The organism is Streptomyces sp. NPDC021020 (assembly GCF_044333285.1).
Classification (GTDB): Bacteria; Actinomycetota; Actinomycetes; order Streptomycetales; family Streptomycetaceae; genus Actinacidiphila.
In genome coordinates, this window is sequence record NZ_JBIRQQ010000010.1 from 252,084 (window position 1) to 275,661 (window position 23,578).

The 23,578-nt window shown below is 72.7% G+C and carries 19 protein-coding genes and 1 pseudogene; 9 read left to right on the forward strand and 11 right to left on the reverse strand.

From position 1 onward, the window contains the following. The 5 genes from ACH4SL_RS29095 to ACH4SL_RS29115 form a co-directional block, all read right to left on the reverse strand. The gene (locus ACH4SL_RS29095) at positions 1–768 is read right to left on the reverse strand and encodes an anchored repeat-type ABC transporter ATP-binding subunit (RefSeq protein ID WP_398450844.1); all 768 of its coding nucleotides are present in this window, start codon (positions 766–768) and stop codon (positions 1–3) included. Then, a complete protein-coding gene (locus ACH4SL_RS29100) occupies positions 765–1,808 on the reverse strand; it encodes a choice-of-anchor M domain-containing protein (RefSeq protein WP_398450846.1) in 1,044 nt (347 codons plus the stop codon). The genes ACH4SL_RS29095 and ACH4SL_RS29100 overlap by 4 nt, the downstream gene beginning before the upstream one ends. Before the next feature lie 50 nt (positions 1,809–1,858). After that, a complete protein-coding gene (locus tag ACH4SL_RS29105) occupies positions 1,859–3,463 on the reverse strand; it encodes an anchored repeat ABC transporter, substrate-binding protein (RefSeq protein ID WP_398450848.1) in 1,605 nt (534 codons plus the stop codon). Then, positions 3,460–8,157, reverse strand: a complete 4,698-nt coding sequence (locus tag ACH4SL_RS29110) for a TIGR03773 family transporter-associated surface protein (protein ID WP_398450850.1) — start codon at positions 8,155–8,157, stop codon at positions 3,460–3,462. The genes ACH4SL_RS29105 and ACH4SL_RS29110 overlap by 4 nt, the downstream gene beginning before the upstream one ends. 131 nt (positions 8,158–8,288) lie before the next feature. Next, positions 8,289–9,062: a hypothetical protein gene (locus tag ACH4SL_RS29115; protein WP_398450852.1), complete on the reverse strand. Its 774-nt coding sequence runs from the start codon at positions 9,060–9,062 to the stop codon at positions 8,289–8,291. Positions 9,063–9,286: 224 nt separating this feature from the next. Between ACH4SL_RS29115 and rpmG the strand changes: the two genes are divergently transcribed. From rpmG to rpsR, 4 genes and pseudogenes are all read left to right on the forward strand, one after another. Then, positions 9,287–9,451, forward strand: coding sequence for a 50S ribosomal protein L33 (gene rpmG / locus ACH4SL_RS29120; protein WP_167985625.1), 165 nt, complete (start codon positions 9,287–9,289; stop codon positions 9,449–9,451). Positions 9,452–9,521: 70 nt separating this feature from the next. Beyond that, entirely contained in the window at positions 9,522–9,782 is a 261-nt protein-coding gene (locus ACH4SL_RS29125; RefSeq protein WP_398450855.1) for a type B 50S ribosomal protein L31, read from the forward strand. After that, a pseudogene (locus ACH4SL_RS29130) lies at positions 9,779–10,938 on the forward strand (CobW family GTP-binding protein). Before ACH4SL_RS29125 ends, ACH4SL_RS29130 begins: the two are co-directional and overlap by 4 nt. A gap of 81 nt (positions 10,939–11,019) precedes the next feature. Next, on the forward strand, positions 11,020–11,268 hold the full coding sequence (gene rpsR / locus ACH4SL_RS29135; RefSeq protein ID WP_398450857.1) for a 30S ribosomal protein S18: 249 nt from the start codon (positions 11,020–11,022) through the stop codon (positions 11,266–11,268). Between the two features lie 77 nt (positions 11,269–11,345). On the opposite strand, the gene ACH4SL_RS29140 is transcribed toward rpsR, so the two are convergent. The 3 genes from ACH4SL_RS29140 to ACH4SL_RS29150 form a co-directional block, all read right to left on the reverse strand. Beyond that, entirely contained in the window at positions 11,346–11,756 is a 411-nt protein-coding gene (locus ACH4SL_RS29140; RefSeq protein ID WP_398450859.1) for a Fur family transcriptional regulator, read from the reverse strand. A 273-nt stretch (positions 11,757–12,029) separates the two neighbouring features. After that, positions 12,030–12,905, reverse strand: a complete 876-nt coding sequence (locus ACH4SL_RS29145) for a VOC family protein (RefSeq protein ID WP_398450861.1) — start codon at positions 12,903–12,905, stop codon at positions 12,030–12,032. A gap of 509 nt (positions 12,906–13,414) precedes the next feature. Next, positions 13,415–14,719 (reverse strand): aspartyl protease family protein, encoded by a 1,305-nt coding sequence (locus ACH4SL_RS29150; RefSeq protein WP_398450863.1) that lies wholly within the window; start codon positions 14,717–14,719, stop codon positions 13,415–13,417. A 211-nt stretch (positions 14,720–14,930) separates the two neighbouring features. Here ACH4SL_RS29150 and ACH4SL_RS29155 point away from each other — a divergent pair, with 211 nt between their 5' ends. The 3 genes from ACH4SL_RS29155 (at position 14,931) to ACH4SL_RS29165 (ending at position 17,798) form a co-directional block, all read left to right on the forward strand. Beyond that, positions 14,931–16,175 carry a sensor histidine kinase gene (locus ACH4SL_RS29155; protein ID WP_398450865.1) on the forward strand — a complete coding sequence of 415 codons (1,245 nt, stop codon included), beginning with the start codon at positions 14,931–14,933 and terminating at the stop codon, positions 16,173–16,175. Positions 16,176–16,180: 5 nt separating this feature from the next. Continuing rightward, complete coding sequence (locus ACH4SL_RS29160) at positions 16,181–16,858, forward strand: response regulator (protein WP_398450867.1); 678 nt, start codon at positions 16,181–16,183, stop codon at positions 16,856–16,858. A 169-nt stretch (positions 16,859–17,027) separates the two neighbouring features. Then, positions 17,028–17,798: a hypothetical protein gene (locus ACH4SL_RS29165; RefSeq protein ID WP_398450869.1), complete on the forward strand. Its 771-nt coding sequence runs from the start codon at positions 17,028–17,030 to the stop codon at positions 17,796–17,798. Between the two features lie 126 nt (positions 17,799–17,924). On the opposite strand, the gene ACH4SL_RS29170 is transcribed toward ACH4SL_RS29165, so the two are convergent. The 3 genes from ACH4SL_RS29170 to ACH4SL_RS29180 are packed head-to-tail and all read right to left on the reverse strand — an operon-like array spanning position 17,925 to position 20,219. Continuing rightward, on the reverse strand, positions 17,925–18,848 hold the full coding sequence (locus ACH4SL_RS29170) for a hypothetical protein (protein WP_398450871.1): 924 nt from the start codon (positions 18,846–18,848) through the stop codon (positions 17,925–17,927). Beyond that, positions 18,845–19,807 (reverse strand): ABC transporter ATP-binding protein, encoded by a 963-nt coding sequence (locus ACH4SL_RS29175; protein WP_398450873.1) that lies wholly within the window; start codon positions 19,805–19,807, stop codon positions 18,845–18,847. Before ACH4SL_RS29175 ends, ACH4SL_RS29170 begins: the two co-directional genes overlap by 4 nt. Next, complete coding sequence (locus tag ACH4SL_RS29180; protein ID WP_398450875.1) at positions 19,782–20,219, reverse strand: GntR family transcriptional regulator; 438 nt, start codon at positions 20,217–20,219, stop codon at positions 19,782–19,784. Before ACH4SL_RS29180 ends, ACH4SL_RS29175 begins: the two co-directional genes overlap by 26 nt. A gap of 157 nt (positions 20,220–20,376) precedes the next feature. Between ACH4SL_RS29180 and ACH4SL_RS29185 the strand changes: the two genes are divergently transcribed. After that, on the forward strand, positions 20,377–22,290 hold the full coding sequence (locus ACH4SL_RS29185; RefSeq protein ID WP_398450877.1) for an alkyl/aryl-sulfatase: 1,914 nt from the start codon (positions 20,377–20,379) through the stop codon (positions 22,288–22,290). 53 nt (positions 22,291–22,343) lie between these two features. Continuing rightward, positions 22,344–23,555, forward strand: a complete 1,212-nt coding sequence (locus ACH4SL_RS29190; RefSeq protein ID WP_398450879.1) for a cation:proton antiporter — start codon at positions 22,344–22,346, stop codon at positions 23,553–23,555. The last annotated feature ends 23 nt before the right edge of the window (positions 23,556–23,578 follow it).

Below are 23,578 nucleotides of genomic sequence, written 5' to 3' on the forward strand. Positions count from 1 at the left end.
TCAGGCGGCCGCTTTCAGGATGCGCAGCAGGGCGGAGTTCTCGCTCACCCCGAAGGTCGAGGTCCACACGCCGGTGTCCGCCACGAGCCCGGCGGGGGTGCCGGTGGCGATCACGGTGCGGTTGAGCAGGGCGAGCCGGTCGCATCCGTCGAGGGCGGAGAGGATGTCGTGGGTGGTCATCAGCACGGCCCGCCCCTCGTGGGCCAGCCCGGTGAACAGTTCGGACAGCAGTTCCTGGGTGGGCATGTCGAGACCGGTGAACGGTTCGTCGAGGAGCAGCAGCGACGGGCGCAGGGCCAGCGCGCGGGCGACGAGGACGCGTTGGCGCTGTCCGCCGGACAGCTGGCCCACGGGCCGGTCGGCCAGGTGGGTCATGCGCACCCGGTGCAGGGCGTCGGCCACCGCTTCCCAGTGCGCTGCTCCCGGGCGGCGGAGGAGTCCGAGGCTGCCGGTCAGGCCGGTCATCACCGTGTTCGCCACGGAGATCGGGAACTCCCAGGCGAAGTCGTGGCGTTGGGGCACGTACCCGATCGGGGTACGCCCGGGGCGCGTGCGCCGGCCGTCGATGCGGACCTGCCCGGCCACCGGGCGCAGCAGGCCGAGCACGGTACGGAGCAGGGTGGTCTTGCCCGCCCCGTTGGGGCCGATGAGGCCCACGAGTTCGCCGCGGTCGACGCGCAGGTCGGCGCCGGTCAGCACGGTCTTGCCCGCGAGTTCCACGGACACGCTGTCGACCGCAAGTGCCGGGGTGGAAAGGGAGCCGGTCACCGGTCGGCACCGCCGTCCGGCCCGGCGGCGGCCCGGGCGGCCAGGGCACGCCGCTTGGCACGGTTGCCGCGTACGACCACAAGGGTGAGGCCCACGAGGAGGGCTGCGCCGACAGCCACGATCACACAGACCAGCACGACGGCCAGGGGGTCCTGCCCCGAGGAGTCGGCGGCCCGGGGCGGAGGGGTCGCTCCGGCCGGCGTCGCCGGCCCGGCGGAGGCAGAGGCGGTGGCAGCGGGGGCAGTCGGGGCCGGGCCCTTCCAGGTCGCCTTCAGGGCCGCGCTGGTGGAGGTGGCGGTGCCGACGGCGAAGCGGACCAGCTCGGTGTCGGAGACCTTGGTGCCGTCCTTCAGTGTCGCGGAGGCCGCCATACGGACCAGGTAGACGCCGGGCTCGGTGAAGACCCAGTTGGCGTGGGTGTGGGTGTTGGTGTCCACCCAGATCGGCTGGGCTCCGGTCTTGCGGGAGTCCCACAGCACCTGGGGGTCGCCGAAGTCGCCGGACTGGAGGTAGACGGTGAGCACACCCGGGCCCTGGACGCCGGTGACGGAGAAGGTGGCGCCCCGGTCGAGCCTGCTCATGACGGTCGGGTCCTGGGTGTTCCAGCCGGCCCAGACGACATCCGGGTCCTGGGTCTCGGGGACGACCCACACCGTGCTCCCGGGAGCCGCGCCGACGAAGGAGTAGGCGGAGCTGTCCGGGACTTCCAGTTCCGCGGCGTCGACGACCCGCAGCACGGTCTCGTCGGGGTGGCGCCACACGCTGGTGGCGTCGGCGTCGGCCTTGTGGGCGTCGTCGTGGATGAGGAACTTCCAGGTCCCGCCGTCGAACTTGGGGCCCATGTCCACGTGTCCGGTCCCGATCACGTGGTCCCCGTGGGATATCGGCTCGCCGGCGTCGATCGTCTGGTCGAGGCCGGGGTCGCCCGGGCCGTCCGCCCACGCGACGGCAGGGGTCAGGGCCGCGGTCAGGGTGAGCAGCGCGGCCGCGGCGAGGGCCGGCAAGCGGCCGCGGGGCGAGGCGGCGACGGCGTCGTGCATCACGGTGCCTTTCGGTCGGTGGGAGAGTCGTTGTGCGGTTGAGGGAAGGGTCAGGGGCCGAGGCACGCGAGCAGGGAGTCGGCGTTGGAGCGCATCATCTGCACGTAGCCGGGCGCGCGGGAGTCGAAGGTGTCTCCGTAGATCGGGCAGACCCTGATGTGCTGTTCGGCCGCGACCTGGGTCAGCTCGGAGGAGCGGGACTTGAGGTTGGGCTCCAGGAAGACGGCCTTGACGTGCAGGTTGCGGATCGTGTCGGACAGCCGGCGCCGGTCGGCGAGCGACGGCTCGGCGGCCGGGTTGGGGGTGACGAAGCCGGCCACGGTGATTCCGTACGCCTGGGCGAGGTAGGCGAAGGCGTCGTGCGTGGTCACCAGGTTCCGGTTCGCCTCGGGGATCTTGGCCACCGTGCCGCGTACGTATCGGTCGAGCCGGTCGAGCCGGCCGAGGTACGCGGTGGTGTTCGCGCGGTAGACGGCGGCCCCGGCGGGGTCCTCGGCGATCAGGGTGTCGCGGATGAGCTTCACGTACGCCTCGACGTTGCGGACGTTCTGCCACAGGTGGGGGTCGATCTCGCCGTGGACGTGCTTGCCGAGCACCGCCTGGGCGAGCTGGTAGACCTGGTGGCCGGGACGGCCGAGGAAGCGGTATTGGGAGTCGCCGGGGATCTCCTCGACGGCCTTGTTCGGCACGTCGATGACGACCTGGTCGGCCCGGTAGCGCTGCTGGGTGTACTCGCCGCCGCCGGTCGGGTCGTAGAGCACGTCCATACCGCCGCCGTCCAGGTTCGCGGTGAGGTCTGCGTGCCCCTGGTCGAGGACGGTGGCCCCGGGGAGGCCGGCCTCGGAGGGGTTCACCCCGACCGCGAAGGTGTAGGTGGCCTGTCCCAGGTCGACCGGGAGGGAGGTGTCGTCGACTTTCAGCTGGGCGCGCAGGGTGAGCGTGTACACGCCCGGTTTGGTGAACGCCCAGGACAGGTGGGTGTGCGCCTCGGCCGGGAGGGTCGCGGTGTCGTCGCGGTACGCGCTGCCCGCGTCGAAGCCGTTGGAGGAGTCGAAGTACACGTCGGTGTCGCCGAAGGTCCCGGTGAGGTAGGCGTACACATCGCCCGGGCCGGTCGCCTTCGTGGCCTGGACGAGGACGTCCGAGGCGCGCGTGGCGCCGTACCGCGCGCCGCTGCCCTCGGCGCGCAGGCCGAGCCAGACGGTGTCCAGGTGCACGTTCTCCACCAGCGGGATCAGCTCGGCCGAGTACTTCGCCGACTCCTCCACCAGGGACACGTCCGCCGCGTCCTTCGACAGGTTGGCGTCGAGGGTCTTGATGACGTTGTGCTCCTCCAGCAGCGCGTAGTTGGAGAACGCCACGTCGGCGTAGACCACGTTTCGCGCGTCCCGCAGGGTCGGTTCGTAGGTGTGCGGGTCGGCCCCGTCCGGGACGATCGAGGCCACGTCCACCCGGTTCCCGCCGACGTTCCTGACCAGGTCGGCCAGGATGCCGGTGGTGGTGACCACCTGGAGCCGGCCCGTACCGGGCTCCAGCAGCGGCCTTGCGGTGCAGCCGGCCAGCAGCGCGGCCGTCGTTGCGACTGCCGTGAGGGCGGTCAGGGCCCGGCGCCCCGCGAAAACCTTCCCGCGGGCCGCCCCTTCACCGCGCCTCACTGCGCGGCCGGCGCCTGGCGTGCGGCGCCCTCCCACTTCCGGCGCCGGCGCCACAGTGCCCCGCCGCCAGCGGCGCCGAGCAGCAGCAGCCCGCCGAGGATGCCCAGGAGCAGCGGTACCGGCCCGCGGTCCGATGCCGCGGACGTCCCGTCGGCGGCGGTCGGCGTCCGGTGGCCGGGCAGTTGACCGGCGGCGGCGCGGTTGGCCTGCGCCTGCAACTGCTCGGCGGCCTTCTTCGCGTCGGGCAGCGTGTCGCCGCCCGTCCGGGCGGCGGTGGACACCACCCCGCAGCCGGACGCACCGGTGGTGACCTCGGCCGGGTCGACGTCGCCGACGGCGAGGGTCAGCACCTCGCTGTCGGAAGAGGTCTTCCCGTTCTTCAGGGTGACGCTCTGGGTGAAGTGCAACCGGTAGACACCCTGCTTGCTGAAGGCCCAGTTCGCGTGCGCGTGCACGCCCAGGGCGATCCGGTGGCTGCCGGTGCCGTCGAAGACCATGTCCTCGACGCCGCCGAACGAGCCGGTCGTGTACACCTTCACCGTTCCGGGGCCGTCGATCGCGGTCAGCTTCCAGGTCACGGGCCCGGCCGCGTTGCCGGCGTTGAGCAGTTCGGTGGACCAGCCCAGCCAGATCAGGCTCATGTTCTGCGTCTGCGGCACCTGCCACACCGTCGAGCCCGCCGCGCCGACCTGCCCGAACCCCGCGGGCAGGGTGACCTTGGCGGCCGGTTTCAGCCACAGCACCGTCCGGGACGGCTCCCGGTAGACCCGGGTCCCCGAGGAGTCGTCGCCGATCAGTGACTCCAGCTTCCCGCCGACGACGTGCGCCCCGTAGTCCAGGTGCCCGGCCGAGATGACGGTCGTCCTGGCCGGGGTGCACCGGGCCGCGGTGCCCGTCGCCCCGGTGTCCGGCGACCCCGTGGAGCTGGACGTCCCACCGGTGTCCGCCGGCGGGGTCGCTCCGGTGCACTGCTTGCCGCCGGGTACCGCGGTGGCCGGGTCGACGTCGCCGACCACGACGGTCAGCACCTGGCTGTCGGAGGAGGTCTTCCCGCCCTTGAGGGTCGCGGTCTGGGTGAAGCGCAGCCGGTAGACGCCCTGCTCGCTGAAGGCCCAGTTGGCGTGCGCGTGCACGCCCAGGGGGATGTGGTAGGTGCTCGGCCCGTCGAAGACCAGGGACTGCACCCCGCCGAACTCGCCGTTGAGGAACACCTCGGCCGTGCCCGGACCGTCCACGTCGGTGAGCTTCCAGGTCACAGGCCCCGACACCTTGGCGCTGTCCAGCGTCTCGGTGGACCAGCCCAGCCAGATCAGGTCCGTGTTCTGCGTCTGCGGCACCATGTACACACTCGATCCGGCGGTCCCGATCTGCTCGAATCCGGCCGGGAGCGTCACCTTGCTCGACGGCTTGAGCCACAGCACCGTCTTCGACGGCTCACGGAAGACCTCGGTACCGGACGAGTTGTCGCCGATGAGCGACCGCAGCTTCCCGCCGATCACCTGGGCCGAGTAGTCCAGGTGCCCCGAGCTGATGATGGTCGCGGTGGCCTTGCACGTCGGTGATCCCGGGTCCGGCGCGTCCCCCGGACCGCCCGAGCCGCCACCGTCCCCTCCTCCTCCGCCGGTGTCCGGCGGCTCGACCAGCGCGAGCGCGTCCCACCCGAGCAGCTGTCCCGCCTCGGTCTTGACCACCAGCTTGTGCGTGCCCGGGGTCGCGTCGGCGGGCAGCCGCACCTGGACCGCCCCCGAAGTGCCGACCTGCGCCCAGCCCAGCCAGGTCGCGGGCGAGTGCAGCCACACCGACACCCACCGGCCCTGGTACTCCTTGCCCACCTGCACCGTGACCAGCTGCCCGGGGGAGAAGCCGTCCTCGTCGCCCAGCACCTGCACGCCGCCCGAGGTGGCGTCGGTGAGCTGGGAGTCCGGCACCGGGTTGACGTCCTGCGTGCCGGGCTCGCCCGTGCTCGTGAAGCACTCCCCCGGGTCGACCTTCTTCACGTCGACCTCACCGACGGCGACCGCCAGGGTGAAGTCGTCGGAGGCCTTGGCACCCGACGCCAGCGTGGTGGAGCGGGTGAAGGCGAGGCAGTAGACGCCCTCCGCGCTGAACGCCCACGACCCGTGTACATGCGCGTTCTGCGGGATGGTGTACGAGTCGGCCGCCGTGACCCCGTCACGCGTGTTGTACAGGACGTCCACACCGTTGAGGTCGGTGGGGCTGGAGGTATAGAGCGCGAACTCACCGGGCCCCGCCACCTTGTCCAGCGTCCACCGCACACCGGTCTTCGTCGCGGAGAGGGGGATCTCCTCCGTCGACCAGCCCGGCCACAGCAGACCCGTCTCCTGGGTCTCCGCGACCTGCCAGACAGGTGAGTTGGCAGCTCCGAGGAAGGCGTACTGCGACGCCTCCGGAACCGTGGTCCTGGCGCCCGGCAGGAGCTGGAAGACCGTGCCGTTGCCGTTGTCCGTGCTGTTGCGCTCGCTGCTGGACAGGGAGTTGCTCCCGGTCAGCGGGTGGTAGCGGGCGTCGGAGGACTCGGTCGTGTCCTTCACCCACGTCTCCAGCGTGCTGCCGTTCACCTTGCTCGCGACATCGACGTGCCCGTCGTTGAGGATCACCGCGCCGGAGTCGGTCAGCGACTCGTTGGGGACGTTCCACTCCGGCTCGTCCCCGCCGCCGGAGGAGTCGCCGACGCCGAACGGCTGCTGCCCGCGCGAGCAGGTGGTGATCTTCGACCGGTCGATGTACGAGCTGTCGGTCGGGTCCGTGTCACCGGCCGCAATGGTCAGCGTTCTCGTCGTGCTCACCGGCGAACTCCGCCCCGCCCGGGTCATCGAGAACGTCAGAGGAACGCAGTACACGCCCGGTTTCGAGACGAACAGGGCCAGGTCGTTCTTCATGCCGGACTGCTGGGTCAGTTCCGTCGGGTTGTCGCCCGTCCGGAACGCCGCTGTGCCCGGCCCCCGCACGTCGCCCAGTGACACCTTCAGCTGCCCGTCCATGCTCCCCCACGGCAGCCGGTCCGTGGACAGCTTGACCATCTGGTACGTGTTGGGCTGCCATACGTCGTCGCGGATGGTGTGGCTGTAGGAGACGACCACGTCGTCCAGGTCGCGGTACTGCCCGGCGGCCGACAGCGAGGGATGCAGGTACGCGGGTGCGTCGGCGGCGCCGTCCGAGGTGAACTGCGGGGCGATGTCCATCTCGTTGTTGTCGCCCGCGAAGAGGACCGCGGACTCGGCCGGAGTGGCGTGTGCGGGAGGCGCGGTGTCCACAGGGGGTGTCACCGAGGTGTCCCGGTCGCACGGGGTCACGTTCTTCGCCTCGGCCGGGTCGCCCACCCACACCGTCAGCATCCCCGAGCCGCGGATCCAGGAGCCGTCGGCCAGTTCGGTCGACGCGTTCATGTTCAGGCAGTAGCGGCCCTGCGCGCTGAACGCCCAGTAGGCGTGGACGTGGGCGGGCACGAAGAACGAATACGACGCCGGGGTACCCCACTTGGTGTCGTAGAGGATGTCCAGCGGCGCGGCGCCGCTGCGGTAGACCACGACGTCGCCGGGCCCGTCGACCCCGGACAGGGTGAGGTTGACCGTGCGGCTGCCGCCGAGCTGGTTCTGCTTCCAGTTCTCCGTGCTGAAACCCGGCCACAGGTATCCCGACGCCTGCGACTCCGGCCAATACCAGTAGTGGCTGCCGGGGTCGCCGAGGAAGGTGTAGTCCGCATCCGGTGTCGTCGCGGGCACCGTACCGGGCATCAGGCCTGTCATCACGAAGTCGCTTGAGTCGACGAACTTCCCGTCGAGGAGCGGATCACCGATGCCGGGAACGATCCCGACGTCGAGACCGTCGCCCTTGGCGTTCAGCCAGGCGCGGGTGTCCAGATGGCCCTGGGTCAGCACCATGGGCCCGCTGTCGTCACCGCCCGAGCCGCCGTCGTCACCGCCGTCGTCACCGCCCGGCTGGTCGCACACGGTCAGGGTGTCCGGCAGGTCGCCGACGACCACCGTGACGGCCGCCGCGGACGTCCGGGCCTGGGCGCTGCCCTTCGAGGTCATCGTCTCCGAGACGGTCAGGCAGTACGTTCCGGGCGCCGTGAACGAGGTCGCCCGGTAGGTCCCGCCGTTCAGATACGGCACCGCCTGCGGGACCTGCGACCCGCCGCCGTCCAGCAGCGCGGTGTCCCACGCGGTCGTCCCGGTGGGGCCCGTGAGCCGGAACCGGCCGCCGTCCGGAACGGTCGCGCCCTTCAGTGTGAAGGACGGCTGCGGGCTGCCGGCGATCGCTGCCTTGTTCGCGTAGTTCATGCCGTCCTTGGCCCCGGCGACGTCCAGACCGAACAGGACCCGCGCCTGGTCTCCGGTCGTGTACGAGGCCACGTCGTCGACCTTCGCGGGCGTGGACCAGCTTCCGGTGCCGGCGTCGTACTCACCGGCTCCGAGATGCAGCACGGTGTCGGTGGCGGAGTGCCACGTCTGGTCGGCGTAGGCGCCGGTCTTGTCCAGCAGCCCCAGCTCGAAGGAGTCGAAGTCCGTACCGTCCGCACTGATCCCCGACAGCTTCGGGGTCAGCGCGATGTTCCCCGCCGACAGCACCGTGGGGCCGTCCGCGGCCGACGAAGGCGGCGACCCCGTGGCCAGTAGGACAGCGGCGAGAAGTGCGGTGATCGCGGTGCAGGAGAGAAGGCGGGAGATCATCTGCTTCGTCCCAGGGGAAGAGGGCCGATCGGACACGGGTCGGGTACGCGGAGCGCGTACGGAGCGCGATGCGCCCGGGGGGCGGTGGGCCCGGCCCGGTGAGGGGCCGGGCCGGGCCCACCGCGGCACCGTCAGCTCTCGACGGTGAACTGGTAGACCACCGGGGCCGAGTCGGCCACCGCGGCGTTGTCGCTCGACGCGGTGACGGCGAACTTGTAGACGCCGGCGTGGCTGAAGGTCCAGTCGAAGTGGTGGTGGATCGGTTCGGTCGCGCTGCCGCCGAGGTCGAAGGTCAGCCCCCACGCGTCGGTGCCGAGCACGTCCGCGCCGGGGATGTCCGAGGCCCCGCCGGCCGGGGCGCTCACGAGCGAGATGTCGAACGTGACGTGGTCGGTCGCGCTGAGGCTGTTGAACAGGCTGTACGCCGCGTCCGGGCTCGACGTGCCGTGCACCGGCAGGTCCTCACCGGTACCGGCTATGCCGAGGTAGAGGATCGGGGCGGTCTCGAAGCTCGACGGCTCGTCCGCGGGAAGCACCCAGGTGTCCGGGTACGCGGTGGGCTCGTAGTCGTAGTTCGCCGCCGGCACGGTGAAGTCGTACTCCGGGGTGCCGCTGGAGGCGTCCACCTCCGAGCCGGGGTAGTAGCCGGCCGCGAAGCCCGACCCGGGCAGGTAGTCGTCCTCGTCCACGTTGCTCCCGAGGACCAGTTGGTCGCCGTCCTCGTTCAGAGCCACGTGCAGGCCGTCGACGTGGCCGATGTCGATGGTGCCGACCGTGCCCGCCGCCTGCGCGGGGCCGGTGGCAAGCGTGAGCAGCAGCGCGCTGCCACCCGCGACGGTGCCGAGGAGCATCGCGCGGCGGCGGCCGCGCGCTCCACGCGTCGTGGTGCCGGGAGTGCTGTTCATGGGCGTCCCTTTCAGTCCTGTTCGAGCCTGGCGAGGCGTCACCGGTGCCAGGGGGGCGACCGGCAAAGGCCTCTGAAGCGCAGTCGGTTCCGACGGCAGGACGATAACCGTTTTCATTTTCAGATAGCAAGAGGGTCGCCCTTCGGAGGGCCGGAGATGATCACCGCGGACCCCGTCCGCAGCGTGCGATTGAAAACGAAAACCATGTCCGTATAGTGGTCGCCATGGCACGCACCGACGTACGACCGATCGTCAAGCTCCGCTCCACCGCGGGAACCGGCTACACCTACGTGACCCGCAAGAACCGCCGCAACGACCCCGACCGGCTGGTGCTGCGCAAGTACGACCCGGTGGCCCGCAGGCACGTCGACTTCCGCGAGGAACGCTGACCGGAGCCGAGCCCCCGCCCCGGGATACCTGGCCCTGGGGCCCGCCTCAGACGAACACGAGGACACAACCGTGAAACGCGACATCCACCCGCCGTACGGCCCCGTCGTCTTCCGCGACAAGGCCGCCGGCTTCGCCTTCCTCACCCGCTCCACCGCCACCGCCACCGGCGACAGGACGGTGGAGTGGGAGGACGGCCGGACCTACCCCGTCATCGACGTGGAGATCTCCTCGCAGAGCCATCCCTTCTACACCGGCACCGCGCGCGTCGTGGACACCGCCGGACGGATCGAACGCTTCGAACGCCGTTACGCCCGGCGGGAGACGCGATGACCGGCGGGAACGGCAGGCTCCCCGTCGTCGTCGTGGCCGGCATGCACGACCGGGCACGCCGGACCGCCGTGGGGCAGCTGCTGACCATGGTGCCCGGCAGCGTCGCCCTGCACCACGACCTCTCCCGCGCGGTGCACGGCACCGTACGCCGTGTCGTCAGCGACGCCGACGGCCGCGTGTCCGAGGACGACACCCCCCTGGTCAACGACTGCGCCTGCTGCGCGCTGCGCGAGGACCTCGTACCCGAGCTGGAACGCCTGGCCGCCGACGGTCGGGCGAGGCTGGCCGTGGTGGAGCTCTGGGACTCCGTCGAGCCCCAGGGCATGGCCGAGGTCATCGCCACGGCGGGCTCCGAAGCCCTGGAACTGACCAACGTCATGACCGCGCTCGACCCCGCGCTGGTCCTGCCCTGCCTCGCCAACGGCGACGACCTCCTCGACGTGGGCCTGGCCGTGACGGGGCAGGACCGGCGCACCGTCGCCGACACCTGGGCCCGCCAGCTGGAATACCCACCGGTGCTCGTCCTTGTCGAGGACGGTGAGACACCGGATGACGAGGACCGCGCGCTGCTCCGTCAACTCCACCCGACCGCACGTCAGGTGACCGCCGGCACCACGGAACTGGCGAGGGAGGCGTTCGCCGGCTTCGATGTCCCTGCCGCGGCTGCGGCCCAGCACCCGGCCTGCTCCCTCCTCCCGCAGGAGGCGGACGAGGCGGGGTCACCACCGTCGTCTGGCACCGCCGCCGCCCGTTCCACCCCGGGCGCCTGTACGCCGCCCTGGAGGACCTGGTCTGCGCAGCCGCCCGCAGCCGCGGCCGCTTCTGGCTCGCCGACCGGCCGGACACGCTGCTGTCGTGGGACGCGGCGGGCGGCGCCCTCTGCGTGGAGGGCGTCGGCCCCTGGCTGGCGTCACTGCCCGACGCCGCCTGGGACCTGGAACCTCCCGTACGCACCGCCGCCGCGGCACTCGACTGGGACGCCGAGCACGGCGACCGCTGCCAGCACCTGGTCTTCACCTCACCCGCACTCGACCGCGGGGGGCTCGAAGCGCTCCTGGAGTCCTGCCTGCTGACCGACGCCGAGTACGCGGCCGGGCGCGCCGCCTGGCGCGCCCTCCCCGCGGCCTTCGACCACCTGCTCGACCCCGTTCCCTGACCAGCCCGGCGGCCCCGGCGGCCCCTGAGGCCGCACCGCCGTACCGCCGTACCGCCGTACCGCCACACACCGAGGATTTCCATGGCCCGCCGAACAGATCCGCGCAAGACGCCCAGGTCCCGCCCCAACCCGCTGGACGCCGCGAAGATCACGTACATCGACTACAAGGACACCGACCTGCTCCGCAGGTTCATCTCCGACCGCGGCAAGATCCGCAGCCGCCGCGTCACCCGCATCACCGCTCAGCAGCAGCGTCAGATGGGCCGGGCGATCAAGAACGCCCGCGAGATGGCCCTGCTCCCGTACACCTCGACCACGCACAGCCGCTGACCGCGCGGGGCGGCGGAACCGGTCGCGGCAGCTGCCCGACGCCGCCGCCTGGGTGCGGGCCTGCCCGGACGTTCGCCTCAGGCGGAGTCCGCGCAGGCCACGCAGGTGCCGAAGACCTCGACGGTGTGCGACACCTCGACGAAGCCGTGCTCCGCGGCGACGGCGTTCGCCCACCTCTCCACCGCCGGCCCGGCCACCTCGACGGTCCTGCCGCACCGGCGGCACACGAGATGGTGGTGGTGACCCTGCGAGCAGTGCCGGTAAGCCGACTCCCCGTCCGCGGTCCGCAGGACATCCACGTCACCCGCGGCCGCCATGGCCTGCAACGTCCGGTAGACGGTGGTCAACCCCACCGAGTCGCCCCGCAGTTTGAGCAGGTCGTGCAGTTCCTGCGCGCTGCGGAACTCCTCGGTCTCCTGCAGCAGGGCCTCGACAGCCGCGCGCTGGCGGGTCGACCGGCTCCGCACCGGCTGCTCCGCAGTACTCATCGAACCTCCCTCGTCCCGCGCACCCACAGCGCACCGGACATCGACCGGCCCCCGGAACAGCAGCCCGTACAGCGGGAGCCCGTCGCTCCCGGAAACGGGGCAAGCATCCCGCACGACGTGCTCGACGCGCGAGGCGGGGAGGCGGTTCCCCTCGTTGCGCGAAGCGCAGCCAGGCAGAAGTTCGCGCGGCGCTGCATCCGGTCGCGTCCGCGGGCAGGGCCGCCTGATGCGGGTGTTCGTCCGGCGGGTCGTTGGAAAACCGCGCCGAACTGGTCACGGCGAGGTGAAGAACAGCCCCGTGCAGGCGTCGCGGGCCGAGACGAAGAAGCCGCCGCCGGGTATGGAGCGCGTCTCCACGCCGGCCGCCTCGGCGGCGGTGCGAGCCGCCACCAGGTCGCTCACGCTCACGGTCACCGCTGCGAAGTACGACGGCGCCGGGCGCGTCTCACCGGGGAGGACCGCGTCCACGTCGGATACGCGGACCACGTGCAGGCGGGCGGTCCCGGCGTCCAGGACGCCGATCGGGCCTTCCTGCGTCGCGCCGGTGCCGAGGATGCGGGTGTAGCGGTCGCAGACCGCGTCGAACTCCGCGTCGGCGACGACGATCAGAATCGACGCGATGCCGGAGACGGTGTTGCGGTGCGTGAGGTAGCGCGTCTGGTGCACGTGCTCGCGGGTGAGGTGCTGGGCCACACCGATGTAGCCCTCAGGGGTGGTGCCGGGTGCGAGATGCGCGGCGCGGGCCCGCACCGTGCGCGTGCCCTGCGGTGTGTGCACCTCGCGTTCGAGCGCGAGGACGCCCGAGGTCCGCAGCCCCGCCGAGGTGAGCCTGCGATCGGTGGCCTCGGCGTCGCCGGTCTCCAGGTTGAGCAGGCGGAAGCCCTCGTACTCGTCGGCGATGGCCTTGGTGCGCCAGGGGTCGGGCGCGTCCTCGTCGACGATGCCGAGGAGTTCGATGGAGGAGTCGCCGAAAAGTGCGCAACGGTTGGCGGTGCACCCGGGTACGGGGTCTGCTCCGGGGCGGGGCGCGAGCATGTGGCGGGACCGGGGGCTGAGCGTGAATCCCAGCGCCGTGTAGACCTCCTCGAGCCGTTCCAGGTCACGGGTGACGATGCCTATGTGGTGGATTCCTCGGATGTCGGATCGCATGCGGCTCATCGTGCGCCAAGCACGCAGGGGCGCCGGGCCGTTGACGCTCCGGTCGGCGGTTCCGGACACCGGCATACGCTGAAGCGGTGGATTACGACGCCCCGGCCGGCGGCCTGTATGTTGTGACCGCGCTCGGCTGATCGTTGCCCATTCCCGGCTTTCCGGAAATGCCAACGCCAGTGTCTAGCACGCAGTTTGGTGGCGACCAGCAGGACACCGCCGGCCTGCGAGACCACCGCCCGGCCACCGGTCCCCGACGCGGACACCCCGGTAGGAACCTCTACGCTGCTTCGCCCGGGAAGTGCCTCCGGCAGTGGCAGGAACAATAGCCTCAACAATCCTCGTTCTTGCTGGTCAGCGGTATTTTCCGTTGACCCGACCACCCGTCGGGCACCGGGCTTCGTGAAAGCCCGAGGCTGGTCCAACTCCCGCAGATTCCGTACGTCCCGGGGACGGGAGCAGGCCGGCACCCACGCCTGTTCCCGTACTCCGGGCCCCCCGTGCCGCGGTCAGCCGACGAAGAGGTGCATTGCCGTGTAGTCGAAGGTGACCGCGAAGGGCTTGAAGAAGTCGTGCGTGAAGTTGCCGAGGAGGTCGAAGCCGGTCAGGCCCTCCCAGGGGGTGGGGCCGACGGTGCCGGGGACGTCGTGGGCGACCGCGGCGCCGATGCTCATGCGGGCCGCGGTGGCCGGATAGACCGTGGCGGTACCGCCGTTGACCGGGATCGGGTGGTCCCAGTCGACGGGGATGCCGGCCCGCTCGGCGTTCGCCGCGCTCGTGTTGAGGCCGCAGTCGAGCGTGCCGGAGTCGATGACGGCCACCCGGGGGCCGTAGCCGCCCAGCATGCCCGGTGTGCAGGGGAGGTGGTCGCCGGCCAGCCACAGCGGCTGCGGTCGCAGCGCGGTGCGCGCGGCCTCGGCGCGGAAGGCGCGTTGCTGCGCGGGCGTCTTCCGGCGCAGGACGAGTGCCCGGCCCCGGTAGTCGATCGTGGTCAGGAAGTGGTAGAAGAGCGCGGTCCCGAGGGTGCCGGCCGTGACCGTGCCGTCGGGGAAGGCCATGATCGAGCCGTCCGTCCAGCTGACCGGCACGTTGTGCAGCTCGAACTCCCCGAGCCGCAGCGTCCGCACGACGCCGAGGTAGGTCGTGACGGTCCTGCCGTTGATGGTGACCGCCGTGCTGGACACCGGGGCCAGCCCCGCCTCCTGCGCGGCGTCCGTGGTGAGGGTCAGGCCCATGGCCCCGGTGTCGAGCACGAACGTCGCCGGCGCCCCGCCGTTGACGGCGCCCCGCACCTGGGGCAGCGGGTCGACGTCGAGGAAGGGCACCCGGGTGGCCTGCGGGCCGTCCACCGCGTAGGGCGTACCGTCCACGCTCGCCAGCTGCTCGGCCTGGGCGGCGGGCAGCAACGGCGCCGCGCGGGCGAGCAGGTCCTGGCGTACGAAGCAGTCCGCGAGCCGCCGCCGTACGGTCATGTCGTCGGGTGCCAGGCGCTGCGCCCGGCCGAGGAGGTGCTCGGCGCGGGTGAACCGGTTGGACAGCAGGTCGATGTACCCCAGTTGCCCCGCGGCGTGCGCGTTGCCGGGGTCGCGGTGCAACTGCCGGGCGTAGATCCGCCCGGCGGCGGCGAACTCGCCCGCCTGGAAGAGCTGGTCGGGGTCGCCGTCCGCCGTGCCGGCCGCCGACGCGGTGGGGCCTGCCGCGGCGCCCAGCAGCGGCAGGACCGTGCCCGCACCGGCGAGCAGGCCCGCCCGCCGCAGGAAGCCGCGCCGGTCGAGGCCGGCGCGTACGGGGTCGTTCTTCGTCGTGTGGGTCATACGACGACCCTGCCGCCGGCCGCCCTGCCCGCGCGTCTGCCGCAGGTCCGAGCGCCGCGTCTGTCGCGGGACGTACGGCGGTGCCCCCGCATCCCCCCTGCGACAGACGCGGCGGCACAGGTGCCGCCCGTAAACTCCGGCGTTCATGAGGGATTTGGCGGCTCGCGCCCTCCGCGCCGGGGTCCGCCGGCCGGTGCTCCAGGATGCCGCGATGGCGTGCGCGTTGCTCGTGGTGTGCCTGCTGGTGAACGACGCGTTCGACCTGGTGCCCATGCAGGCCGGACGGCCCGCAGACGGCGGGTGGGGCGGGCCGGGAGCGGTGTGGTTGTGGTGGGCCGCGACCGCGCTCACCGTCGTCGGCATCGCCCTGCGCCGGAGCCGGCCCCTGGCGATGCTCGTGGTGTGCGCCGTGGCCGCCGTCACGCGGCTGACCGTGGGCGTCCTTCCGACGGTCATGGACCTGTCGGTGCTGGTCCTGCTCTCCACGGTCGCGGCCCGGTGCCCGCGGCGCGCGTCGCTGCCGGCCCTGGGCGGACTGCTGCTGGCCACCGTCTGGGTGGTCGGCTACTCACCCGTCGACCGGCACCTGCGGCTGCCGAGCGTCCATGTGTGCAACCGTCATGTCGGCCCGTCGGGTCGGGCCCCGGCCGACGGCACCGGTGCCGACTGCCGGGACAGCGGGGCCGATCCGTGGCGCGACCTGCCGGTGCTGGTGTCGGGGCTGGTCGCCGCCTGGGCGGTGGGGGCCGCCGGCCGCAACCGGCGCGCGTACCTCGAACAGCTCCACGCGCGCGCCCAGGACCTGGAGCGGGAGCGGGACCACCGGGCCGCGCTCGCGGTGGCCGCCGAGCGCGGGCGGATCAGCCGCGAGGTCCACGACGTGGTCGCGCACGGCCTGTCCCTGATCGTCGTCCAGGCGCAGGGCGCCGAGGCCGCGCTGGACAACAGCCCCGCCGCCGCCCGGGCCGCCCTGCAGACCATCGTCAGCAGCGGCCGCGACTCCCTCGCCGACATGCGCCGGGTGCTCGCCGCCCTCGGCGAGACGGAGGACGTGTGGCAGGCGCAACCCGGGCTCGGCCGTCTCGACGCCCTGCTGACCCGGGTACGGGACGCGGGGACACCGGTACGCCTGCGCGTCGAGGGGACCGCGACCTCGCTGCCGTCCACCGTGGACCTGTCGGCGTACCGCATCGTCCAGGAAGCGCTGACCAACGTCATGAAGCATGCCGGGGCGGGCGCCACGGCCGAGGTCGTCGTCACCTACGGCTCCGCCGAGGTCGCCATCGAGGTCAGCGACGACGGCAGCGGCGGCGACCCCGCCGCGGGCCGCGGACACGGCCTGCAGGGCATGGACAGCCGGGTGACGCTGCTCGGCGGCCGTTTCAGCGCGGGCCGCGGGTATCGGGGCGGGTTCGTCGTTCGGGCCGGTCTGCCCATCCACGGCCGGAACGGGTGATCCGGATGATCCGTGTGCTCGTCGCCGACGACCAGGCCCTGGTCCGTACCGGTTTCCGGCTGATCGTGGAGAACGCGCCGGACATGGAGGTGGTCGGCGAGGCGGGCGACGGTGCGCAAGCGGCGGCCCTGGCCGCGGAACTGCGGCCGGACGTCGTCCTGATGGACGTCCGGATGCCCGACGTGGACGGTGTCGAGGCGACTCGGCGCATCTGCGCGGGCGGTTCCGGTCGCACGCGGATCGTGATCCTGACGACCTTCGACCTCGACGAGTACGTCTACGCGGCCCTGCGCGCGGGCGCCAGCGGCTTCCTGTTCAAGGACACCCTGGCCGCCGACCTGCTCTCGACAGTCCGCGCGGTCGTCCGCGGCGACGCGGTGGTCGCGCCCAGCGTGACCCGCCGGCTCATCGACCGCTACGTCGGCAGCCTGCCCCCGCAACCCGCCCCCGCGGCAGGTACCCCGGCGCTGACCGAGCGCGAGCGCGAGGTGCTGGCCCTCGTCGCCCGCGGCCTGTCCAACACCGAGATCTCCGCCCGCATCCACGTGACGGAGGGGACGGTCAAGACGCACGTCAGCCGGGTCCTCGCCAAGCTCGGGCTGCGGGACCGGGTGCAAGCCGTGGTCCACGCCTACGAGTCGGGGCTCGTGCACGCGAACGGCCGCACCGGGACGGGTCGGTAGAACCAGCGGCTCTGTTCCGTAGCCGCTGGTGGCGGCAGGCGGCAGGCATCGTCGAACGCGTAGGCGAGATGCCAACGCGTTGGTACCGGCAGGGCCGAGCGTTCCGGGGGTGTGGGAGGCGCGGGGGGCGTGGGCCCACGATGTCAGTACCGGGCCGTAGCGTACGGGCGTGAGGACGAAACACACGCAGGCCTACGCCTATGTACATGCCTCCGCCGTGCGGGAATCCGCCTCCGGCCGCAGTCTCGCGCTGAAGACCTCGGGTGGTGCCACGCCTGGCGGTGAGCAGGCCAACCCCCGGTTCTTCGACGGGTTCCTGACTGCCCCGACCGCCGCTGCCACGGCATTGCTCGCGGTCGCGGACGTCGCGGCCACCCGCTACTACCGGCCCGGTTCCGCCGCCTCGCTCGACCCGGTGGTGACCGGCTGCGCATGGGGTCGTTCTCCGGCTGCTGGTGTCTACGCACGTCTGGACGTCCTCGCCGCCGGCCTCGACGGGGACGGCCCCGCCGGCTACGCGACGCACTGGCTGATCGCGGAGCGGCTCGACGGAGACCCGAAACAGGCGCACGCCGTGGCAGACGCCCTGCTCGTCCTCGCCGCGCAAGGGCAGCTGGACCCGGAGCTGTTCGCCGCACAGACGCAGGCGGTGCTGCGGCGAGATTGGAGCACCTCTACCCGGGCCGTCACCGTACTGCGCGTGGCGGCCGAGACCGGCGCCCGGGCGACGATCTGGTCGATACTCCGGCCCGCCCTGCCCCCCTTGCTGCGCCCCGCACCGATCAACGGAGCAGGAGCCCTCCTGGCACTTGCCGCCGAGTGCGCCGCCCACTCGGGAGCCAAGGGCCCCATCCCCGAGGTGGACGAAGTGGCCGCACGCAAAGGCTCCAGCCAGATCGTGGAGAACGCCCGGCTGCTGCGCGACGGGCTACGGAGCTGAGTCTTCGCACGGACCTCGGCGACCCGTCGTGCACACGCGACCCCGACGACGGATCGCAGCACGACCGAACGGGCCGGGTTCGGCCGCGGTGGGCGTCGCCGCCCGGGGCGGCTGCCGGGGCTTCGTTCAGGGCCGGGCGACGCGGCGGTGCAGGAGGCGCAGCGCAGCGAGCACCAGCAGGGTGGCGAGGGCCAGGGCGAGGGCGGTTTCGGCGAGCTGGTAGGGCCAGTAGTCGCCGGTGTCCAGCGAGTCGGCGAGGTAGGAGTCCTGCGGCAGGACGTCGTAGAACTGGAGCCCCAGGACGCCCCCGGGGTGGAAGCCGTGGACCTTGGACCAGGCCGGGAAGTCCAGCAGCAGCGCGGCCCGGGAGCGTACCAGCAGCGCGACCAGCAGCCAGGTCAGCGCGGGGGCGGCGACGGCGGCGGGCAGGGTGCGGCGCAGCAGCGTGCTGGCCAGCGCGCCGGCCGCAATCCCCAGCAGCACGTAGGCGACCGTGACCGGGCCGATGGTGAGGTAGGCGGTCTGCCGGTCGATGCCCTGGGTCAGCAGGTCGGCGTGCACCGCGTGCACCACGTCGACCCGGTAGAGCACCACCAGCGGGAGCAGCAGCCCGCCGAGCAGCACCCCGAGGCCCGCCCAGCGGGCGGTGAACCAGCGGGCCGGGGAGACCGACTGGGTCAGGGTGAGGGCGAAGCGGCGCGACTCCCACTCGCGCGCGGTCACGACGGCCGCGAGCACGGCGGCGGCCAGGGCGGGCAGGAAGACGATCCGCGTCCCGTCCGCGAGCAGCCGCTCGGTCATGGTGTGGGCGTCGTAGGGGTGCCGCGCGAAGTGGTAGGCGTAGTTGCCGAAGCGCGCGCGGGTGTCCTCGGCGTCCGACCACTGCCGGTGGCGGGCGACGAGCACGGCGGCGGTGGGGAGCGCGGACAGGAACAGCAGCAGGGCGGGCAGGCGCAGCTGCCGGGCGACGATTCGGGCGAGCGGAAGCCGGTCCCGCAGGGCCGGGCGGGGCCCGGTCAGGAGCCGGGGGCCGGCAGTGGCGGCGGTCATGCGGCGTGCTCCGTTTTCTCCGGGCGGCCCTTGTGCAGGGTGACGGCGGGCTCCGGGCTGAGGGCGAGGTCGGGGACGCCCGGCCCGGCGGGCGGCGTACCGGGCAGGGCGAGGTGGGCGAGCACCAGCTCCTCCAGCGACGGGGGCCGCACCTCCCAGTCGGCGGGCAGCGGGGCGGCCGGGCGGATCAGGGCGCTGGTGCCGCGCCCGGCGGGGCGGGACTCGACGACGGTGTGCCCGGCCAGCCGGTCGGCGCCGCCGGGGAAGGTCACGACGGCGTGGGCGGCGAGGAGGTCGTCGATGCCGCCGGCGAGCCGGGCCCGCCCGGCGTCGAGCAGCAGCAGGTGGTCGCAGGCGTCGGCCAGCTCGGAGACGATGTGCGAGGACATCACGACGGTGCAGCCGGTCTCGGCCGCGTGCGCCAGGAGCAGGCCCATGAGCTCCTGCCGGGCGAGCGGGTCGAGGTCGGCCGTCGGCTCGTCGAGCAGCAGCAGGTCGGCACGCTTGCCCAGCGCCAGGGCGAGGGCGATGCGGGTGCGCTGGCCGCCGGAGAGGTCGCGGATCCGGTCGCGCGGGCGGAAGCGGTCGGTGCCGGCGCGGGCCGCCAGCTCCGCGTCCCACCCGGCGGGGTTGGCGCGGGCGCCGTAGCGCAGGGTCTCGGCGACGGTGAACCGCGGGGGGAGCGGCCGGTCCTGGGCCAGGTACGCGACCCGCGGGTGGCCGGCCGCGGCGGGCCCGCCGAGGACCTCGACCTCGCCCGCGGTGGGCCGCTGGAGGCCGGCGGCCAGCTCCAGCAGGGTCGTCTTGCCGGCGCCGTTGGGGCCGACGAGGGCGCAGACAGCCCCGGCGGGAAGGCTGAAGGTGCAGCCGGCCAGGACGTCCGGGCCGGAGCGCCGGTGCCGCCTGGTGACGCCGCGGGCGGTGAGGGCGGCGTCAGTGCTGCTCGGGGAGGACAACATCGGGTTCTTTCCGGGGGTAGAGATCGTCGAGCACGGCGGTGAAGAGCGCGGCGACGTCGTCGCGTTCCAGCCCGGCCGCGCGGGCGCGGGCGACCGCCTCCGCGAGCTCGCCCCGTACGGGCGAGTCGGCGGCGGACGCGGAAGGGGCGCCGAGGGTGCCGGTCACGAAGGTCCCGTGCCTGCGCCGGGTCTCGACCAGGCCCTGGGACTCCAGCTCGCGGTAGGCCTTGAGTACGGTGTTGGGGTTCAGCGCGGTCGCCTCGACCACCGCCTGCGCGGTGGGGAGCCGGTCGCCCGGTGCCAGCAGGCCCAGCCGGAGCGCCTGCTGCACCTGCTGGACGATCTGCAGGTAGCTGGCGATTCCGCTGCGCCGGTCGATCCGGAAGGCGAAGACCACCGCCGCACCCTTCATTCCACTACTCAAGTAGTGGAATCATGCACGGCCGATTCCCGCACGTCAAACCGGGGGCCCGCACCCCGCCGCGGCCCCGGATGGCGCAGTCCGGGTCGTGGGGGTGGGGGCGGGGCGGGAGGCTGGCAGGGCCGGGGGGCGAGCGAGGGAGAGCACCGTGGCGGAGAAGTCCCGCAGCAGCAAGGACGCCGAGCCCGCGCAGCCGGCGGTCGCCGAGGCCAACCGGGAGGTGGGCGAGCGCTTCCCGTTCCGTGACGCGCAGGACTTCGACGACGCCGAACGGGGCTTCCTCGGCTCCATGGCCGACCCGGTCGTCCGCGACGGCGACGGGCGCGTGGTGTGGGACCTGGACGCGTACGGCTTCCTCGGCGACGACTGCCCCGACACCGCCAACCCCAGCCTGTGGCGGCAGAGCAGGCTGTGCGCCCGGCACGGCCTGTTCGAGGTCACCGAGGGGATTTACCAGATCCGCGGCTTCGACCTGTCCAACATGACCGTCGTCGAGGGCGAACGCGGGGTGCTGGTCATCGACCCGCTGATCTCCGCCGAGACCGCCGCGGCCGCGCTCGCCCTCTACCGGCAGCACCGCGGCGACAGGCCCGTCACCGGCGTGCTCTACACCCACAGCCACGTCGACCACTTCGGCGGGGCCCGCGGGGTGGTCGGCGAGGAGGACCTGCGCGGCGGCGTCCCCGTACTCGCCCCCGAGGGCTTCCTGGAGCACGCGGTGAGCGAGAACGTGTACGCGGGCACCGCGATGGGCCGCCGGGCGGCGTACATGTACGGCGCCGCGCTGCCCAAGGGCCCGCGCGGCCAGATCGGCACCGGCCTGGGCCAGACCACCTCCACCGGCGCCGCCGGCCTGATCCCGCCCACGCTGGACATCACCCGCACCGGGCAGACCGAGACCGTCGACGGCATCCGCATGGTCTTCCAGCTCACCCCCGGCACCGAGGCACCCGCCGAGCTGAACATCCACTTCCCCGACCGGTCCGCCCTGTGCATGGCCGAGAACGCCACCCACAACCTGCACAACCTGCTGACCCTGCGCGGCGCAGTCGTACGCGACCCGCGCGTATGGGCCGCCTACCTCACCGAAGCGATCAACCTGTACTGCGGCGCCACCGATGTCGCCTTCGCCTCGCACCACTGGCCGACCTGGGGCCGCGAACGCATCATCGGCTTCCTGTCCGAGCAGCGCGACCTGTACGCCTACCTCCACGACCAGACACTGCGCATGCTCAACCGGGGCATGACCGGCCTGGAGATCGCCGAGCAGATGCAGCTGCCGCCCGCGCTGGAACGCGCCTGGCACACCCACGGCTACTACGGCTCGGTCAGCCACAACACCAAGGCCATCTACCAGCTCTACCTCGGCTGGTTCGACGGCAACCCCGCCCACCTGTGGGAGCACCCGCCGGCCGAGGCCGCGCGCCGCTACGTGGACTTCATGGGCGGCGCCGACGAGGTCGTGCGGCGCGCCCGGCAGTCCTTCGCCGACGGCGACCTGCGCTGGGTCGTCCAGGTCCTCGGCCACGTACTGTTCGCCGACCCCGACCACACCGAGGCCCGCAAGCTCCAGGCCGACGCCTTCGAGCAGCTCGGCTACGGCAGCGAGAACGGCACCTGGCGCAACTTCTACCTCACCGGCGCGCTGGAACTACGGCACGGCAGCGTCGGCACACCCACCACCACGGCCGCCCCCGACCTGCTCGCCGCCCTCACCCTCGACCAGCTCTTCGACTCCCTCGCCATCCGCATCGACGGACCCCGCGCGTGGGACGCCGACATCACCGTCCGCTGGAACGTCGACGGCCGCGCCCCGGTCACCCTGCACCTGCACAACGGCGTCCTGACCCATGTCACGGGCAGCGGCCCCGCCGTGGGCGACCCGGACCTCACCGTCACCCTCGACGAGACCACCCTGCGCGCCGTCCTCCTCGGCACCCTCTCCCCCGCCGACCTCCCGTCCCACCCGGGCGTCACGGTCGCCGGCGACACGGCCAAGCTCGCCGAACTGCTCGGCCATCTCACCTCTCCCGACCCGGACTTCGCCATCGTGACCCCGTGACGCCGTTCTCACGGCGCCGTCGGCCGGGCCGGATCTGAAGCGGGCCGGGCGGCATGAAGCACCCGGGCACCCTGGTCCTGATCATGGCCGCGGCCGTGCTCGCGCCGCTGCTGGCCGACGTGGCGCGGCGCCGGGTGCGCGTTCCCCAGGTCGTCTTCGAGATCGCGCTGGGCATCCTGCTGGGCCCGCAGCTGCTGGGTTGGGCGCACCGCGACCAGGTCATCGACACGCTGTCGGACCTGGGCCTGTCGATGCTGATCTTCCTCGCCGGGTACGAGATCGACTTCGCCGCCGTGCGCGGCCCGACCCTGCGGCGGGCCGGGGCCGCGTGGCTGGCCTCGCTGGCGGTGGCCGTCGCGGTGGCGTTCGCGATCAGCGGCGGGCAGCCGTACGAGGCGTTCGTCATCGGTACGGCGCTGGTCAGTACCTCGCTGGGCACGGTGCTGCCGATCCTGAAGGACGGCGGTGAACTCGGCAGCCGGTTCGGCACGGTGGTGTCGGCCTTCGGGGCGGTGGGCGAGTTCGGGCCGATCGTCGCCGTGGCGCTGCTGCTGAGCGGCCGTAAGCCGGGGCAGTCGGCGGCGGTGCTGGCCGTCTTCGGCGTGATCACGGCGCTGGCGGTGCTGTGGGCGCTGCGGCCGCGGCGGCCGTGGTTCTCCCGGCTGGTCGACCGGACCCTGCACAGCAGCGGGCAGTTCGCGGTGCGCTTCGTCATGCTGCTGCTCGCGGGCATGCTGGCGCTCGCGTCGTCCTTCGGGCTCGACGTCCTGCTCGGCGCCTTCGCCGCGGGCGTGCTCACCCGGCTGGTGCTTGCCGGGGCCACGCCGGACAGCCGCGAGGAGGTGCTCGGCAAGATCGAGGGCATGGGTTTTGGCTTCCTGGTGCCCCTCTTCTACGTCGACACCGGCATCGGCTTCGACCTGGACGCCCTGACGCACGGCGGCGGCGCGCTGCTGATGGTCCCGGGTTTCCTGGCGCTGTTCGTGCTGCTGCGCGGCGCCCCGGTCTACCTGCTGGCACCCGCCGGACTCGGCGAGCCGGACCGGCGCGCCCTCGCGCTCTACGCGGCCACCTGCCTGCCGCTGGTCGCGGCGATCACCACGATCGGCCTGGACCAGAAGGTCATCGGCTCGGGCACCGCGGCCTCGCTGGTCGGCGCGGCGATGGTCTCCGTCCTGGTCCTGCCGCTGCTGGCCGGGCGGCTGCGGGGCCGCGGCGGCGAGCAGGCGATGCCGCGGGCGGCGGAGGAGAGCGAGGCGTGGTGACACGCGTCGCTCCCCTCCGCCGC